The organism is Chlamydiales bacterium (assembly GCA_031292375.1).
Lineage (GTDB): Bacteria > Chlamydiota > Chlamydiia > Chlamydiales > VFKH01 > JARLHF01.
Genome location: JARLHF010000046.1, coordinates 1 through 17,094, shown reverse-complemented (window position 1 = coordinate 17,094; position 17,094 = coordinate 1). Strand labels below are relative to the sequence as shown.

General features: G+C 36.7%; 8 protein-coding genes. 2 read left to right on the top strand and 6 right to left on the bottom strand.

All coding sequences use genetic code 11. The features are described from left to right. The first annotated feature begins 13 nt into the window (after positions 1-13). Positions 14-3,193 carry an isoleucine--tRNA ligase gene (gene ileS, locus P4L16_05755; protein MDR3624626.1) on the top strand — a complete coding sequence of 1,060 codons (3,180 nt, stop codon included), beginning with the start codon at positions 14-16 and terminating at the stop codon, positions 3,191-3,193. On the opposite strand, the gene lepB is transcribed toward ileS, so the two are convergent. The 5 genes from lepB to P4L16_05730 form a co-directional block, all read right to left on the bottom strand. Next, positions 3,190-5,073: a signal peptidase I gene (lepB, locus tag P4L16_05750; protein ID MDR3624625.1), complete on the bottom strand. Its 1,884-nt coding sequence runs from the start codon at positions 5,071-5,073 to the stop codon at positions 3,190-3,192. The genes ileS and lepB overlap by 4 nt on opposite strands. A gap of 436 nt (positions 5,074-5,509) precedes the next feature. Beyond that, positions 5,510-7,663: a protein kinase gene (locus P4L16_05745; GenBank protein MDR3624624.1), complete on the bottom strand. Its 2,154-nt coding sequence runs from the start codon at positions 7,661-7,663 to the stop codon at positions 5,510-5,512. Positions 7,664-8,081: 418 nt separating this feature from the next. Further along, a complete protein-coding gene (locus P4L16_05740; GenBank protein MDR3624623.1) occupies positions 8,082-10,280 on the bottom strand; it encodes a protein kinase in 2,199 nt (732 codons plus the stop codon). A gap of 77 nt (positions 10,281-10,357) precedes the next feature. After that, a complete protein-coding gene (locus tag P4L16_05735) occupies positions 10,358-11,728 on the bottom strand; it encodes a hypothetical protein (protein MDR3624622.1) in 1,371 nt (456 codons plus the stop codon). A 109-nt stretch (positions 11,729-11,837) separates the two neighbouring features. Beyond that, on the bottom strand, positions 11,838-13,184 hold the full coding sequence (locus tag P4L16_05730; GenBank protein MDR3624621.1) for a hypothetical protein: 1,347 nt from the start codon (positions 13,182-13,184) through the stop codon (positions 11,838-11,840). Positions 13,185-13,318: 134 nt separating this feature from the next. On the opposite strand from P4L16_05730, the gene P4L16_05725 reads away from it, so the two are divergent. Continuing rightward, positions 13,319-15,970: a hypothetical protein gene (locus P4L16_05725; GenBank protein ID MDR3624620.1), complete on the top strand. Its 2,652-nt coding sequence runs from the start codon at positions 13,319-13,321 to the stop codon at positions 15,968-15,970. 6 nt (positions 15,971-15,976) lie between these two features. Here the strand turns inward: P4L16_05725 and P4L16_05720 are convergent, their stop codons facing one another. Beyond that, on the bottom strand, positions 15,977-16,624 hold the full coding sequence (locus P4L16_05720; GenBank protein MDR3624619.1) for a transaldolase family protein: 648 nt from the start codon (positions 16,622-16,624) through the stop codon (positions 15,977-15,979). Positions 16,625-17,094 lie beyond the last annotated feature (470 nt).

The window sequence follows — 17,094 nt, the reverse complement described above, 5'->3', positions numbered from 1 at the left end:
ATCTAGGTGTTTAATGCAAACGTTGCTTGAAACGAGGACGAGCTTATGGTATAAACTCTTTGGCAAAAATGAATTTAGAGATGTTGGGTTTATGTTTGATGAAATTAAGAGCGAGAGTTTAGTCGAAAGGGAAGAGAGAATCCTTCAGTATTGGCAAGAAAACAAGGTGTTTAATGCATCTGTTGAAAATAGAAAAGATAAGGCCTTTTTTTCTTTTTATGATGGCCCCCCTTTTGCAACGGGTTTGCCCCACTATGGGCATTTATTGGCAGGTACTATTAAGGATGTGGTTCCTCGCTACAAGACGATGAAGGGCTACTTTGTTCCTAGGCGCTTTGGGTGGGATTGTCATGGGCTTCCTGTCGAATACGAAATTGAAAAGCTTTTTGACTTATCTGGCGCTCCTTCGATTGAAACATTTGGAATAGCAAGGTTCAATGAGGAGTGTAGGAGTATTGTGCTTCGCTACACAGAAGAGTGGAAAAAAACTGTCAATAGGATGGGGCGCTGGGTTGATTTTGAACATACCTACAAGACGATGGACCTGAACTTTATGGAATCTGTGTGGTGGGTCTTTAAGAGCCTTTTTGATAAGGGGCTTGTCTATGAGGGGTTTAAGGTAATGCCTTATTCTGCAAAGCTGGGCACGCCCCTTTCAAATTTTGAAGCAAGTGATAACTATAAAGAGGTGGATGATCCAGCGCTTACAGTGGGTTTCCAAGTACTTGATGAAGATAATCTTTTTATCCTTGCGTGGACGACGACACCTTGGACACTTATTTCAAATTTGGCGTTGATGGTAGGGCCAGACATCACTTATTTACAAGTAAGAGATAAAGCTTCTTCTAAACAGTATATTTTAGCTAAAGAGAGGCTCTCACATTATTTTAAGGATCCTGATAGCTTTGAAATTGTAAAGAGTCTTTCCGGAAAAGATCTTGAAGGAGTTCATTATAAGCCATTATTTGATTATTTTTCCAAAGAAAATGCCTTCAGAGTTATTTTAGAAGATTCTGTTTCTTTAGATGAAGGTACAGGTATCGTACATTCAGCACCAGCCTTTGGAGAGATAGACTTTTATGCTTGTGATAGAAGCAAAATAGGTCTTGTATGCCCAGTGGATGGTAATGGAAAATTTACTCAAGAAATCCCAGAATATGTGGGACAGTTTGTAAAAGATGCAGACAAAGACATCATTGCAAGGCTTAAAAAGATGGGCGTGCTTTTTCATCAAGCAACCATTCGCCACCGCTATCCTTTTTGCTGGCGATCTGACTCACCGCTTATTTATAGAGCTGTTTCTACATGGTTTGTAGCTGTAGAAGAAATTAAAGAAAAGCTTGTAGAGACAAATCAAGGAGTTCACTGGACACCATCTCATATTAAAAATGGTCGCTTTGGCAAGTGGTTAGAGGGTGCAAGAGATTGGGCTATTAGTCGCAATCGCTATTGGGGCACACCTATTCCTATATGGCGCTCAGAAGATGGCTCATTAAAGGTTTTTGGTAGCATTGAAGAGCTAGAAAAGATTGCAAACGTAAAAATTACGGATTTACATAGGCACCATATTGATTCTATCACATTTACAGTGGATGGAAAAGAATACAAACGTATTCCTGAAGTATTTGACTGCTGGTTTGAATCGGGTTCTATGCCCTATGCACAAAATCATTATCCCTTTGAAAATAAGGCTCTTTTTGAAAAGATTTTTCCTGCAGACTTTATTGCAGAGGGAGCTGATCAAACAAGAGGATGGTTTTATACATTGAGTATCCTTTCTGCAGCGCTTTTTGGTAAATCTGCATTTCAAAATGTGATTGTCAATGGTATTGTGCTTGCAGAAGATGGTAACAAGATGTCTAAGCGTTTGAAAAACTATCCAGAGCCAGAAATAGTCATCAGTAAATATGGAGCAGATGCGGTACGGCTTTATCTTTTACATAGCCCTGCAGTGCACGCGGATGATTTGCGTTTCTCGGAAAGGGGTGTGGAAGTTATTTTAAGACAAGCATTAATTCCTTTGTGGAACGCGTATTCTTTTTTCATTACCTATGCGCGTATTTATCATTGGAAGCCTGTAGCACAAGAGAATATACCAGACGCATTGATCGATCGATGGATTTTATCGCGCTTACATAAACTCATTTTAGATGTTGAAAAGGGGATGGATGAATATAATCTTAGCCTGGCTGTAGAACCATTTGTTGGCTTTATCGATCAACTTACTAATTGGTACATTAGATCGTCGCGTCAAAGATTTTGGGCAGAGGAAGATACAAAGGATAGAAGAGATGCTTTTGAAACCCTTTATACTGTGTTGTTAGAGGTTGTAAAGATCGCAGCTCCTTTTGTTCCCTTTATTGCTGAGGCAATCTTTCAAAACATAAGGACAGACGCAATGCATGCATCCGTCCACCTTTGCGACTATCCTGTTTATAGAGAGAATAGAAGAGATCTTTCTTTAGAAAAAGGTATGGAGCACATCCAAACCGTTGTAAGCATGGGGCATGCTCTTAGAAAGGAGCATAAGATAAAGGTACGCCAGCCCCTGCAAACAGTTTATTTAGCATCAAGTCATGAAGATATACTCTCTTTTTTACATGAACATGCTCACCTTATTGAAGAAGAGCTCAACGTCAAGCAAGTGGTTTGTAGCTCGAATGAGAGCCAATTTGTCTCTTTTCTTGCAAAGCCCAATTTTAGAGTTCTTGGTAAGAAAGTTGGAATTCACATGAAGAGTGTAACTTTGGCAATTAGTGCATTATCTAAAGAAGAGATTTTAGCTTTTCAAGAGAAAAAATCTTTAACGTTTGTAGTAGATAGCAATGAATTTGTGCTGGGTGAAGAGGATATTGCAATTGAGCGTGTTGTTAAGAAGGGATTAGTTGCGTCTCATTCAGCTGGAATTACGATAGCCTTGGATACAGTATTAACAGATGATCTACTTTTAGAAGGTCTTGTACGCGAATTAAAAAATAAAATCAATGTTATGAGAAGAGATTCAGGTCTTTTAGTTACTGATCGCATAACACTTGTCATTCAAGGTACAGATAGGTTGAAGTATGCTTTTAATAAATTTAAAGAGTCTATCATGAATGATGTACTTGCAACAGATGTACAGTTTAAACCGTGCATAGGAACAGCATGGGATTTAAATGGTGAAGATGCAACGATCTCTGTAAGTAAAGCTTAAAAGATAGAGCGGTTCATTCGTTTTCTATGCATGCTATACCATATGAGTACGATCAAGATAAAAATACCCCAAATGATTAAGGTGGGCGTTGTGAAAAAGTGCATGGGTGGCTGACTTGGCCATCCAAGCCTATTTCCCGGAGGCCATAAGATCCAAGCAGGGCTTCCTCTTAAATTGCCTTCTGGTACAAAGCCAAAATCTCTGCTATCTGCACTCATAGCATAGTTGTCGCCAAGGACAAAGTACATATTTTCTGGCACTTTTATTCCAAAAACTTTGATAAAGTCAGCATGTATAGTTCCATCTTCTTTAAGAGGTGCTCCATAGTCTTTAAAAGCTATGTAAGGCTTTTTATTAGAAGATGTTTGCTCTTTTTGCAACTCCTTTTCCAAAAATTGTACGAGTTCAGGCTCATTCTTTAAAAAGAGGGTAGAGCCCATGACTTCTAAATTACCTTGGTTAAAGTAAGCAAAACGTTGAGGATAGAACCAAGTGTTTTTAGAGTGAGGAGCATATAAGAGATTAAAATCAATTCCAAGGTTGAAAAGCGTTTGTACTGTGTTTAAATCTCTTTGGTAGAGGGGATGCTCTTTAGGCAGTGTTTTGAGTATGCCCCCCCATAGGACTTCATAAGCTGTTCCAAAGTAGAATTCATAGCAGCCATCTGGAACTTTGGGAAGAGGTACATCTAAAGAGGAAGATGGGTTAGAGCCAGGGTTATATCTTCTTGCAAAGTTGTTCGTTACTACGAACCTTGCCGTATAAAGCCCATCCATAAGGCGGTCTATATGCTTTTGTTGTAATGACACAAGGGTTGTTTGAGGTGTTAAAAGAGGACGCATGCGTCCATATTCATCTTTTAATAGCTGTGGAGATGGATAGCTTACGCTTGGTGTATGGAATAGTTCTAAGTATAGAGAAGTGATTTCTTTGTCACTGGGAGGCAGTTTTGCATATTTGCTTGCCTCATCAGATGTTAACAGCCTTGCCATAGCAAAGTTTTTAATGCCCCAGTAGTCGCTGTAGGTTTCAATGGAGTTGTGTGTTGAGAGAAGGGCTCTTGGATTGTCTGAAACCCAGTTTTTACCATTGTAGAGCTGTCCTTTGATCTCATTTAATGAATTGATAGTAAGTTTTGCAAGAATCTCTTGCGTTTGGGTGATTAGAAATTCTCGTGGAGAGGGGGCTTTTTTTAGTCTTCCTTCAAAGGAGATGAAAGGAACATGATGGATGTGCTGCATCCAAGGAGTATTTCGAAGCTCTGATAAGTCATTTCCTTCTTTGTCGATACCATAGATTTGGCCGCCATAAAAGTAGAGAGTATCTCCTGGCTTGCCTATGCAGCGCTTAACAAGAAGCCTTTTTCCTGGAAATAAGTAGAAATAAACGGTATCTGGATCTTGGACATCCATATCTTCAACAGAAAAGGTGACAATATCACCTCGTTTTACAAGAGCTTTATCAAAAATAAAATGTTTTGTAATGAAGGGGATATTAATGCCAAATGTAGTCTTGGAGGCAATGATATGGTCTTGTTCTTCAAAAGTAGGTCGCATGGAACCCGTTGGAATTTCGTAGAGTTCGAACCACAAAGTTCTCACAAGCGTGGCAACAACAAGTGCAAACGCTAAAGCTACAACAAGTTCTGAAAATTGGTTAAGCAAAGTTTTTGGAAAATGATGCTTGGTTTCTTTTTGTAGATTGGTTGCAAGCATGCTTGATTCTTTCTTGTTTTTCTCAAGAATTTTTTGATCTAGCTCTTGAAGCTGTTGTAAAAAAGCTTGATTATCTGTTGAAGAGAGCTTATAGCCCTTTTTTTTGTAACAGGAGTGAGCATGCACAAGGATTTGCTTAGATTTTCTTAAACTTAAACAGGCCATAATTTTAGAGTTCTCAACTTTGAAGGATCGTGGTGATTTTAAAGGATCTATCTTAGAAATGCAATGGCTTCCTCGAAAAACTTTAAAAAATCATTACAATATTGATTTTTGAAAAAATAACTGTTAACGAATAAAACTTGTTATTCAAGAAGGGGGCTTGACTATAACTGTGAGGAGTGCAATTGCTTGCACGCTACTTTTGTATGCTCATCGCTTTCTGTGTAAAGCCTGATTTATAAAAGCCTAGGGCACACGCCCTAGGTGCTCTCAGTGTGTAATTTGCAGGCTGAAGGCCTGCGTTATAGTACCCTAGGGCATTCGCTATAGGAAGATATTTCCAAACATAAAAAATGTGTAACAGTAAAGTAGAAATGTCCCCTTTATAAAATTATTGGAGCAGCTATTGAAGTCCATAAGGTGCTGTTAGTTAAAAAGATTAGCCTTTGAGCTGGGATGGCCACTCAGCAGCTGTAAGACGAGCTACAATGTTATTTATGTTGGGGCGCCTTGTAGGATCTAGTGATAACATCTCTTTAACAACTTTCCAAGGATCACCCATTGTATTTATGAAACAATCAATAAATATATCAATTTCTTTGATACTACTTTGAATTATTTTGGCAAGGGATAATCGACAGATTTCATCGTGAGATAAGTAAGGATTTTCATTACGTGTTTTTGTGTATACATTAATTATGTTATGTTGGCTTGTAGCTGTGTTGTTTACAAATGCTGGTAGTGCAGAGGCTGGCTTCTGTTGTAAAAGTGTTCTTAAATAGTTATTCTCATTCGGTACTGAGCTGGAAGGTGCTGTAGTAAAAATTTGTATTGCATCAACAAGCCTTTGAGCCTTATTAAAAATAGAAGAGAAGTCGACGTTAGTCCAAGGGAGGCGTTGTCCCATAAGAACTTCATAGAAGATACAGCCAAGGGACCAAATATCACTTGCTTGATTAAACTGAGATGTTTCAAGTTGCTCTGGTGCAAGGTATCTAAATGGAAAAAGATCTGTATCACTTGGGTTCAAAGGAGGATTAAATTCTACCCTTCTGATAAATGGTACAGCATCTAGATGTTGTTTACCTACTGAAAAGGATTGTAGTAGAATGTTAGTAGGTGTTATCCCATTATATACTAGGCCCCTTGCATGCATCCCTTTAATGCTGATAGCAAGGTTTGTAAGTATGTTGTACGTTAGCTTTTGATAAAGGAGATCTGTTTTAAGAGGCGTTACGTTGGCATAAAATATGTCTAAATTGCCTCGATAGCAAAAAGTGGAGAGAATTAGGCACTTATTTACACCAAACTTGGACTTATATGCTATGCTTCCAATTGTTTGAGAAATATTTGCAGCATCTTGTGTGCTCATTTGATTGGCGGCGCCTGTACTTGCTGCTATAAATTCTCCTGTAGTTAGATTAAGTGCGAATTTGGTTGTACAAAATGAGGTAGAGGCGATTTTTCTGTCTAGAAGTACAAAAACATCGTTTGTGTTGGTAATACAAAGAGGCCTGGGTATTAGCTCTGTTTGTTTAATGAATTGAAATTGCTTTTTGAGGAAAATTTCTTTGCTTTTGCTAAGAAATTTATAAATGTCTTCAATATCATTATGTGAGAGATTTGATCGATTTGATAATACATAAGAAGTTATACATTCTTTGTCATAATCAATCAGTTGCCCCACAATATTTAATTGGATGGTATCATCTTCATGATTAAAGGAAAGAAATACGCTAGAAGAATAGGGGTGAAATAAATTTTTATTCCATAGATGTCTATTATCTGAAATATCTTGGATAACGGTTTTTAAAGTATTTGTAAGGTCGTCCGTTACGAAAAGAAGCTTATTTGTGATGTTTGTGAGCTTTTGATGAATCGCTTGATTTGAGTGTTTTAGTGGGCTTACAGCCTTTTGAAGTGCTGCAAGATCTGTAGTTGGCATGTGAGCTATACACTGTCCAGAATCAAAATCGAAAATATACTTTTTACCAATAGTGATTTCAATTTTACCATTTTGATAAGAGATTTCTGTGTCATAAACAAGCTCAGGTTGGTTGATTGGGTTAGTTTCCCAGTTAAGTTTATTATCCTGAATATATATAAGAGCCTTTTTAATATTATTTTCAAGGTATTCAGGGTTTATGAAAAACCCATGGGGTATAGTAGATTGTTTTATTGTATTGAGCTTACTTGAAACTAAGAGATCTCCCAAAGAATTACTATTTAATGCTTGATGCACATCGTGTGTAGTAAATCCCAATGCTCCAAGTCGTTTAATTGCACTATTGATGTTTACTAAGATAGTTTGGCGAGTACCTGTGCTTGTTTGAATGGAGATGGGTTTCCAGAAAAAGCGTTCGATGAGTCCTAATTTAATTTGTGAGGGTAAAAGGGCTGTGTCAGACTTAGATAATTCTCTTATGGCAAGAAGTGCAATCTTGCCTGGGCTGTAAGGAGTAGACTTATCAAATAAATGAAATTCTATACGTCTTGTACATGTGCCTAGGCTATTTGTTCCATGTTTAGCTTGTGTTAGTTGAAGAGCTGTGCTAGTAGTAAATGAAGCTTTTAGAATAATGCTACTATCCATTTTTTATTCTCTTTTTTGTGATTGAGTGAGCCGATTTTAATGAGTATTTGTTAATTCAAGATTAAGATAGGGCTTCAAGTAATAGCTTAACTCTATTTTTAAGATATTTACGCGTTTTGTACGCTATTTTTTATGAATAGTTTAAGAAGCAGGGGCTAAGACTGTGGAAGCTTTGTTGATGATTTATAAGTAAAGGTGAAGAAATAGATCTTAAAATGCTTTGTAAAGGTAAAATCATGAATGAGCTTATTGGAAGTAGGCTCATTGTAAGTTGTTGTTGTTAAATATCTTAAGGTTAGCAATAAAAGCTTGTCTATTAGCGCATGCAACACATAGTCTATCAAAGAGTTGCATAACCTTTATCAAAGATAAAGATGTTGATAACTTAAGTTTTTACCATCCATTTGACCATTTATGATTATCTCTCTAAAATTAAGTCGAATATACTGCTGTCCATGAATATATCTGGCCAATGGCTCCTTTCAAGTTGATCTGCCACTTGTTGCATAGTAGGGCGTTGACGAGGGTCTGGGGCCAGCATGCTTTTCATAATGTTGCATATGGGTTGATATTCGGAAGGAAATTGTTGCTGCTGCATAGACGTAATATCGTGAAGAATTATATGTCCCAAACTTAATATTGTAATCTGGAAGCCGTTTTTCGCAGGATCGAGGGCCAGCACTGGATTTTCTTCTAATACCTTATGGTATATTCTTACTAACAGTTGTTCTCTTTCGGTAAGAGATTGAAAACCAAATATATTGAACCTTTGAACTGCATCAAACTGTTCATTTGCAGCAGACCAAGGGGGGGTTCCCACGAGCATTTCCCAAAAAATTAAGCCAAGAGACCAAACATCACAGGACTTGTTATATCGACGCTCAGAACTCAGAAGATATTCAGGTGGAAGGTAGAAAGGAGTTCCTTGTACGCCAGTATCTACTCCACATTCAGCTTCAATGCGGGAAAGTCCTAGATCTCCAATAAGTGCTTGAGTTCGCTTAAAGGGGACAATGTTTTCTCCTTGGCGTTTCATTCCTATTATAAATTCACGTAGCATAATGTTTGCAGGTTTTATGTCGTTATGTACAAGGCCTTTTTCATGTATCCCTGCAAAGCCTTTGGCAAGACCAATCATAAAGCGTCGTCTTTCGTAATTAGAAAGTTTTCCTGATTTTAAATCGTTTTGTAAATCGCCTTTGTCGCAGAAAGTGGAGATGAGTAGTTGTTTCCTACCTACTTTGCCTGTGTATTTATTAACTGTAATTAGTTGTAGAACGTTTTTTACATCTTTTAAAGTTTTGTGAGCCTTAATTTCATGTTTAAGTGCCTCTATTTCATAATCCTGTTTTGGTGTAAGTACACTTGCCGCTACAAATTCCCCTGTCATTAAATTTATTGCTTTTTTTACGACTTTATAAGTACCAGAACCAACCTTTGCATCACCTTGTCCAACTCTATTTAAAAGTATAAAAACATCACCCGTTTCGGTAATGCACATGGATCTAGGTATGTCTTTTAATGCTCCATTTATACTACTTCGTTTAACAAAGTGAGACTCCCTATTAAAGAGATGATTATTCTTTCTTTTTTCCCTCTTGTTGAGATATGTATAAATTTTCTTGATATCGTTATTTGATAGTTTAGATTTGTTTGATAGAGCATAAGAAGTAATCGTTGCTGTGTTATAGTCAACAAGCTGTCCTTTAATATTTAGTTGAATTTTATTTTTTTGACAGTCGTAGAGAAGCGATAAATCAGGAGAGCATACCTTGGTAAAATCGATATCCCATGTGTCTTTGTTGTCCTCAATATCTTGGATAGTTTCTTTTAGAGACTTTTCAATATCAGGGGTTTTAAAGAGAAGATTTTCCAAGATCTCTGATAGCTTTTGAGAGACTTTTTTGTTCATAGATCGACTGGGAGTGCTTGCTACTGTACTTGCCTCTTGAGGTACAGTAGGAGGTGTTGGGGCTGTTAAAGGCGCAACAGGTATTTCACGTAACCATTTTCCAGAATCAAAGTCAAAGACATGTTTGTTTTCAATGAAGAGCTCAATTTTTCCACCTTCACAACAAGAAACTTCTATATCATAGATGCGTCCATTCATGTCTCTATGGTCACCTTGGATATAGATAAGGGCCTTTTTTATATTCTCTTCAAGGTTGGAAGAAATCGTACAGCCATGTTCTTGTGCAGATTCTTTTATTTTATCAAGTTTAGCTGAAATTAGAAGGTCTCCCAAAGAGTCATTATTCAGAGCTTCTTGTACTTTTTGTGAAGTAAATCCTAATACTCCTAGACGCTTAACTGCACTTTGAATATTCACTAGGATAGTTTTGTGCTCACCGGGGGCTGTTTCAATGGATATGGGTTTCCAGAAAAAGCGATCGATAAAACCCAATGAGATCTTTGAAGGAGGAAGAGTTGCATCGTTTGGAGACAGTTCTCTTACTGCAAGGGCTACTAACTTATTGTTGGAACTCTGAGGATCGAACAGATGAAATGTTACGCGTTTTGTTTCTCTACCCAAACTTTCTACGCCATGCTGAGCCTCTGTTAATCGAGTAGCCGCACTATTATCGGAGATAGATGCTCTTAAATTAATATTATTCATATTTTTATCCTAAATTAGTGCTAAAACAAACATAAGAAATATTTATTATTATAACTCTATTATAATATTTATCATACTTAACTGCTAGTTATTTTTTTACTCTTAGTTGATTTAAAGAAAGCTATGAGGTATTTCCTATTGTTTTGTTTGCTATAAAATCCTTTAAAAACGAGGTCTTTTGAATTCTTTTTAGTTGATTTTTTATAGTTTGCAAGGATCGAGTGAACTTCCTCGGAATTATTATTTGTTATATCAGCAGTAAAGATATCTGAGGAAAGTCCTGTAATTAAATTTATTGCTTGTGTATCACCATCTAGCCATACAAAAATAAAGCCACGTAAAGAGATGATAGTAAACCATGGTTTTGAAGAACTCGTGTCGTTTTTGTTGTGTATATTGATAAATTTTGATTGAGCCTTAGTAGAAAAAACGTTTGGATAGTTGTCGTTAATGTGTTTGAGTATTAGTTTGATCTGAGTATCGCTTAGTTTTTTTGACACACCTGATGCCATATAAGAGGTAAAAGACCCTGTGTCGTAGTCAACAAGCTGTCCTCTAATATTTAATGTTATGTTATGTTGATTGGGACGACGGTAAAACATCACACCATGTAAATCGCTAGACAGGAGTTCTGATGTATCGTTCTTCCAAGATTCTTTTGTTTCTTCAATTTTTAGAAGGACTTCTTTTAAAGAATCTTCATCCATTGGAAGATCAAGTGCAGCATTGATCTTTTTTGATTTTTCATTAATTAAAAGAGTAAGGGCATCATCAATGTTTTCAGGATTTTTATTAGTAGTAGTAGGTAATATGCTTCCTGAGTCGAAGTCAAAAGTATGCTTATCGCTAATAGTTAATTTAATTTTTTGAGTAAAAGCTGTAAATTCAACTTTTATATTAGAAGAGAATTTAAAAGATTGATCACCATTGAGTTGCAATTTTATCTGTTGGATATGTATGAGAGTATTTTTTAACTCTTGCATAAGAGAGCTGTCTACTGGGCAACCACATTGTTCTGCAGAGTCTTTAATTTTTTGTGCTTTTTGGGAAATTAAGAGGTTACTCAAAGAGTTTGTCTGTAGAGCCTGTTGCACTTGACTTGAGCTAAATCCCAATACTCCAAGGCGTTTGATGGCACTGTTTATGTTTACCAAAATAGTTTTGTGCTCACCTGTAGCTGTTTGAATAGACACAGGTTTCCAGAAGAATTTTTCGAAGAAGCCTAATTTAACTTTTGAGGGTGTGCGTACCGCATTTTCTGCAGATAATTCTTTTATTGCAAGGCAAGCAACTTTGTAATGTGGGTCACTACTATTTTGGGGACTATTGTTGAATAAGCAAAATTCGATGCGTCTTGTATGAGCACCCTGACTTTTTACATGGTGATCTTTTAATGTTAGTTGAGGTGCGTGGCCATTAAAGAGTTGAGCTGTCAAAGCAGTTGTCATATTTTTCCCAAAATTATAAGTTTTATAAATTAATTCGAGTGATTTTTTGTTAAAGTTGTTACAGAGTATTTATACTTATATTGCATTTAGTTTTCTAGTTTAATTATTATTAAGAATTGGGCAGCCCGCAACAGGGTTGGTTAAAAAGGACATAAGAATATTTTGCTTTATTTTTAAATGTACGAGACGTTTCCAAAATAGGCTGCTCTGAATCAGGTTTACCCCTCGATTTTTTATATGCTTGAATTTGTTGATCAAGGTTTATATTGTTGGGATCTTGTGCTGTATCAATGATAAGAGCATCTAAAATGTCACCCGTAATTAAATTTATCACTCGTTTTTCATGATTGAGAGTTACGCTTCTTCCTTTGTTTGTATCATCTAAAAATACAAAAATATCGCCCTCTGCAGAGATTATAATAAACCTTTCCTCTGAATTATGGTCCCCAATAGGCATTGTAACAAATTTTCGTGTATTTTCAAAAAGATGAAGAGGTTCCACATTATCATCAATGTAGTCATATATTGCTTTGATATTGCAATCTGTTAGTTTGAATTGCTTTGATGCCGCATAAGAGATAAGCTGTCCAGAATCATAGTCAATATATTGCCCTTCAATACACAACGTTATTTTATCGTCACGCGCATTAAAAGAAAGAGATGTTCCATATGAGTGTTCATAGGTATAGTCCACTCCAGCTTTTTTCCAAGAATCTCTCTTTTCTTGAATTTTTTGAAGAAGTTCTTTTAAAGAGTCTTCATCTAGTAAAAGGTCGAGGGCATCATTAATTTCTTCATATTTTTTATCAAGAATAGGCATATCACCTAAATCGAAATCAAAATTATATTGGTCATTAATAGTTAATTTAATTTTGTGAGTAGAAGCTATAAATTCAATTTTTATATTAGAAGAGAATTTGAAGGATTGATCCCCATTGAGTTGTGGCTTTATCTGTTGGATATGTATGAGAGCATTTTTTAACTCTTGCATAAGAGAGCTGTTTATTGTACAGCCATATTGTTCTGCAGAATCTTTAATTTTTTGTGCTTTAGTAGAGATCAAGAGATCACCTAAAGAGTTTGCATTTAGAGCTTGTTGCACCTGACTTGAGGTAAACCCTAACACCCCAAGGCGCTTGATGGCACTATTTATGTTCACTAAAATAGTTTTGTGCTCACCTGTAACTGTTTGAATGGATATAGGTTTCCAGAAGAATTTTTCGAAGAAGCCCAAGGTGACTTCTGAAGGTAGAAGAGCTGCATCTTTTGCAGACAATTCTTTTATTGCAAGGCAAGCAATTTTATAATGTGGATTATTACTATTTTGAGGATGATTGTTGAATAAGCAAAATTCGATACGTCTTGTATAAGAGCCAGCACTTTTTATATGGTGATTTTTTAATGTCAATTGAGGTGCATGGCCACTAAAGAGTTGAGCTGTTAAGTTAATGCTCATGTTTTCTCCTAAAAATTAATAAGTTTTGTGGCTCAGTTTTACTAAATTTTTATTAATTTTAGATAAAGAGCTTTTTTGCTAACAAATAAAATTTTTCTTGTGAATATTGAGTGTGTTTTGTACATAGTGCAGTTATGGAACGTAAGAATACTGCAGAATATAAGAGATTGCATGAGGGAAAGGATCATTTTGTGCCGCCTTGGCAAAAATGGGGCCCTTACATGGCAGAGCGGTCTTGGGGCACAGTTAGAGAAGATTATAGTGAAAATGGCGATGCCTGGAACTATTTTCCTCACGATCAGGCTCGTGTAAAGGCGTATCGCTGGGGAGAAGATGGTATTGCCGGGTGGTGTGATCGCTTTCAAATCCTCTGTTTTGCTCCGGCATTTTGGAATGGGCAAGATGCTATTTTAAAAGAGCGTTTGTTTGGTCTTAATGCATGGGAAGGCAATCATGGAGAAGATGTAAAAGAGTGTTATTATTACATCGATGGAACACCTTCACATTCATACATGAAGTATTTATACAAATACCCACATAAAGAATTTCCTTACACACAGTTGGTAGAAGAAAATAGGAAAAGAAACTCCTCTGTTTCTGAGTATGAGCTGGTGGATACAGGAATTTTTTCAGATAATCGTTACTTTGATATCTTTATAGAGTATGCCAAAGCTTCTTCTGAAGATACGTGTATAAGAATAGAAGTTCATAATCGAGCAGAGGTCGATGCTCCTTTGCATATTGCCCCGCAGCTATGGTTTCGCAACCAATGGAGCTGGGGTGAAAAAATGCATTCTAGGCCAGAGATTCGTGTAGAGCACAACACAGAGCATGGTATTGCTTTGGTTGCAAGTGAAAAGGATATGTCTCCTCCTCAAAATTTACTTTATGAGTATAAGCTGGGAAAGCGCTACTTTTATGGCCCTGTGAATGGAGAGCCTCTTTTTACACACAATGAAAGCCCATTTTTTGAAAATGCAACCTTTGTTAAAGATGCTTTTCATAGATCTATTATCAATAAAGAAGATAGCTGTAACCCAGGTCTTGACGGAACAAAGGCTTGTTTACATTACTCTTTTAATGTAAAAGCAAAAAGTCATATTGTTTTGCATTTGCGTCTTTCTGACAAGCTTTTAGAGGATCCTCTTGCAGATGTAGATGTGATTGTCGATAAGAGAAAAAGAGAGGCAGACCAATTTTATGAAGCAATTCAGCCAGAGAGTGCCTCTGCTGAAGAGAAAAAAATTCAGAGGACAGCAATTGCTGGCGCTTTGTGGAGTAAACAATTTTATTATGTAGACATTGATACATGGTTTAGAGGGGATCGTTATCATACAAGGCCTGCTGGATACAAGATACGTAATGTGCATTGGAGGCATCTCAACTCCATGCGAATTTTATGCATGCCAGATAAGTGGGAATATCCTTGGTTTGCGGCTTGGGACCATGCTTTTCACTGTTTAACACTTGGACTTGTTGATATTCAACTTGCAAAAGAGCAAATTTGGCTTCTCTTTTTTGAACAGTTTCAGCACCCCAATGGGCAGCTACCTGCATATGAATGGGAATTTTCTGACTTAAACCCTCCAGTACATGCTTGGGCGCTTTTGCGCCTTATACAGCTCGAAGAGGAGCAAGAGGGTATAATTGATTTTGATCTCATAGAAAAGTGTTATCACAAACTACTTATCAATTTTGCTTGGTGGGTCAACAAGGTAGATAGCGCAGGCTTTAATATCTTTGAGGGTGGTTTTTTAGGGCTGGATAATATCACATTCATTGACAGATCGATTAAGCTATTAGGTGGTGTGCACTTAGAACAGTCGGATGGGACTGGGTGGATGGCTTTTTTCTGTCTTAATTTAATGCGTCTTGCTCTTTTGCTCTCTAAAAGGGAGAGAATTTATGAGTCGCTTGCAATTAAGTTCTTTCAACATTTTGTGCATATTGCACATGCGATGAAAATTCGCGATGAATCGCGCTATGAGCTTTGGGATGAGCAAGATGGATTCTTCTATGATATCTTCAGATACCCTAATGGCACATTTTCCAAATGCCGTATTCGCTCACTTGTGGGGTTAATTCCTCTTTTAGCTATAGATAGCCTGACAAAAGAAGAGATTAGTTTATATCCTGAATTTGAAAAATATTTTTATTGGTTTGTGAAAAATAAAAATGAGCTTAGTTCAGTCTGTGTATTTTTGATAGAAAAGAAAGATAAAGAGTGCTTTATGCTCTCAGTTCTCGATAAAAATCAACTTAAAAGGTCTTTGGAATATGTATGGAATCCGCTGGAATTTCGAGCTCAATTTGGTCTGAGAAGCCTGTCTAGATACCACGAAGCAAATCCTTTCATTTATGAAGATAAGATAGTAAGTTATGAGCCAGGAGAGGCCTTACACAAGATTAAGGGGGGTAATTCTAACTGGAGAGGTCCTATATGGTTTCCAACTACTTATCTTTTTGTGGAAGCACTCTTAAAGTTTGCACACGCCTTGGAAGATAAGTTTATGATCCAAATTGAAGGGGAGAAAGAAGTCTCTTTAAACGAGATAGCAGAGAGCTTTGCAGACCGTATGATGAGCTTATTTAAAAAAGATAAGAACCAAAAAATGCCTTTTTTGGGTGAAGATTTTCCTTTTAAAGAGGATCCTAACTGGTCTGAATGGCTTCTTTTTTATGAATACTATCATCCAGAAACAGGTAAGGGACTTGGAGCAAGTCACCAGACGGGTTGGAGCGCTTTGGTTGCTAATTTGATTCAAGAGTTTCGTAAAAAAACATAAGTTTTGTTAAAGAGATTTGTGAGCTCCTTGCCAATCAGATGAGTGCTGTTTTAAAAGAGTGTCCACTACAGGATCATCTGTAAGTAGCTTGTAATATAGATCTGGTTTAATTGTAGCAGCTTCTATGCCTAAAAGAGCTGCATAAATGATTTGATCTACCTCTCTTAATGAGGCTAAGAGAATTTTAGTAGGGGAATTACTCATGCATAGAATCTCTTTCATTGTTTTTAGTGTAGCTTGAGCATGTTCTGTGCTTCCCATGTGGCTAAAATAGGGGGCAATGTAGGGTATTTGTTGCGCCTGTGCTAAGAGGACTTGAGAGGGATAGAGTATTGCTGTGCCAAGTATGGGTATATTGTCCTCTTGTAGTTTTTGGATGGCTATAAGTCCATTTTTGTTGATAGGAATTTTGACAATCATGCGAGAGGATAGTTCGAATATACGTATGCCCTCTTCTATCATGTTTTCTGCGTTAGGAGAGGTCACTTGAATAGTAACGGGTCCTGGTTGTACATCAAGCAGCATTTTGATGGTATCTAGAACATTATTTGCCTTAGATAAGATAGTTGGATTTGTAGTAACACCCGATATAATACCTGTTTTGACTGCATCAGTAATTACGTTTTCATCAATTGTATCTAGCCAAATTTCCATATTTTTACCTCTTATAATTCTATACACAAACAAGCAGAACATATTTACAAATACTTATTTTTTTTTAAAGAAATTTAAAAAAATCGGGAATGGGCATGAGTACGCAAACAATTCTTGAACTTGTTTGTGTACATATTAAAGGAAAGCTCTGATGAATTTTCAGCAATTAGGAGCGGGATGTTTTATGAAAGAAAATAGGAAATTATAAGAAAATTCTTCTCATAGAAATGACATGTTAACGTAAAATGCAAAAAATTATTATGTATATTTTGTGATAGCGTTTTCAATGAGTACATTGCATTATCTTTTACGCAGAGACGCGGTGGCGCAGAGAGTTACAGATCATTAGCTACTCTAGTTAATCCATCAATAAGCCGTCCTTGCCCAAAATTAAGTACCAGCCCTAGCTTAAGTCTTGTTAATCGTAAATAGGTTAATACTTGAGCCTTGTGGACAGCATGTTCTTTTTC

Coding starts and splice junctions, on each gene's coding strand:
- ileS (MDR3624626.1), top strand. CDS start 14: ATGCAAACGTTGCTTGAAACGAGGACGAGCTTATGGTATAAACTCTTT.
- lepB (MDR3624625.1), bottom strand. CDS start 5,073: ATGGCCTGTTTAAGTTTAAGAAAATCTAAGCAAATCCTTGTGCATGCT.
- P4L16_05745 (MDR3624624.1), bottom strand. CDS start 7,663: ATGGATAGTAGCATTATTCTAAAAGCTTCATTTACTACTAGCACAGCT.
- P4L16_05740 (MDR3624623.1), bottom strand. CDS start 10,280: ATGAATAATATTAATTTAAGAGCATCTATCTCCGATAATAGTGCGGCT.
- P4L16_05735 (MDR3624622.1), bottom strand. CDS start 11,728: ATGACAACTGCTTTGACAGCTCAACTCTTTAATGGCCACGCACCTCAA.
- P4L16_05730 (MDR3624621.1), bottom strand. CDS start 13,184: ATGAGCATTAACTTAACAGCTCAACTCTTTAGTGGCCATGCACCTCAA.
- P4L16_05725 (MDR3624620.1), top strand. CDS start 13,319: ATGGAACGTAAGAATACTGCAGAATATAAGAGATTGCATGAGGGAAAG.
- P4L16_05720 (MDR3624619.1), bottom strand. CDS start 16,624: ATGGAAATTTGGCTAGATACAATTGATGAAAACGTAATTACTGATGCA.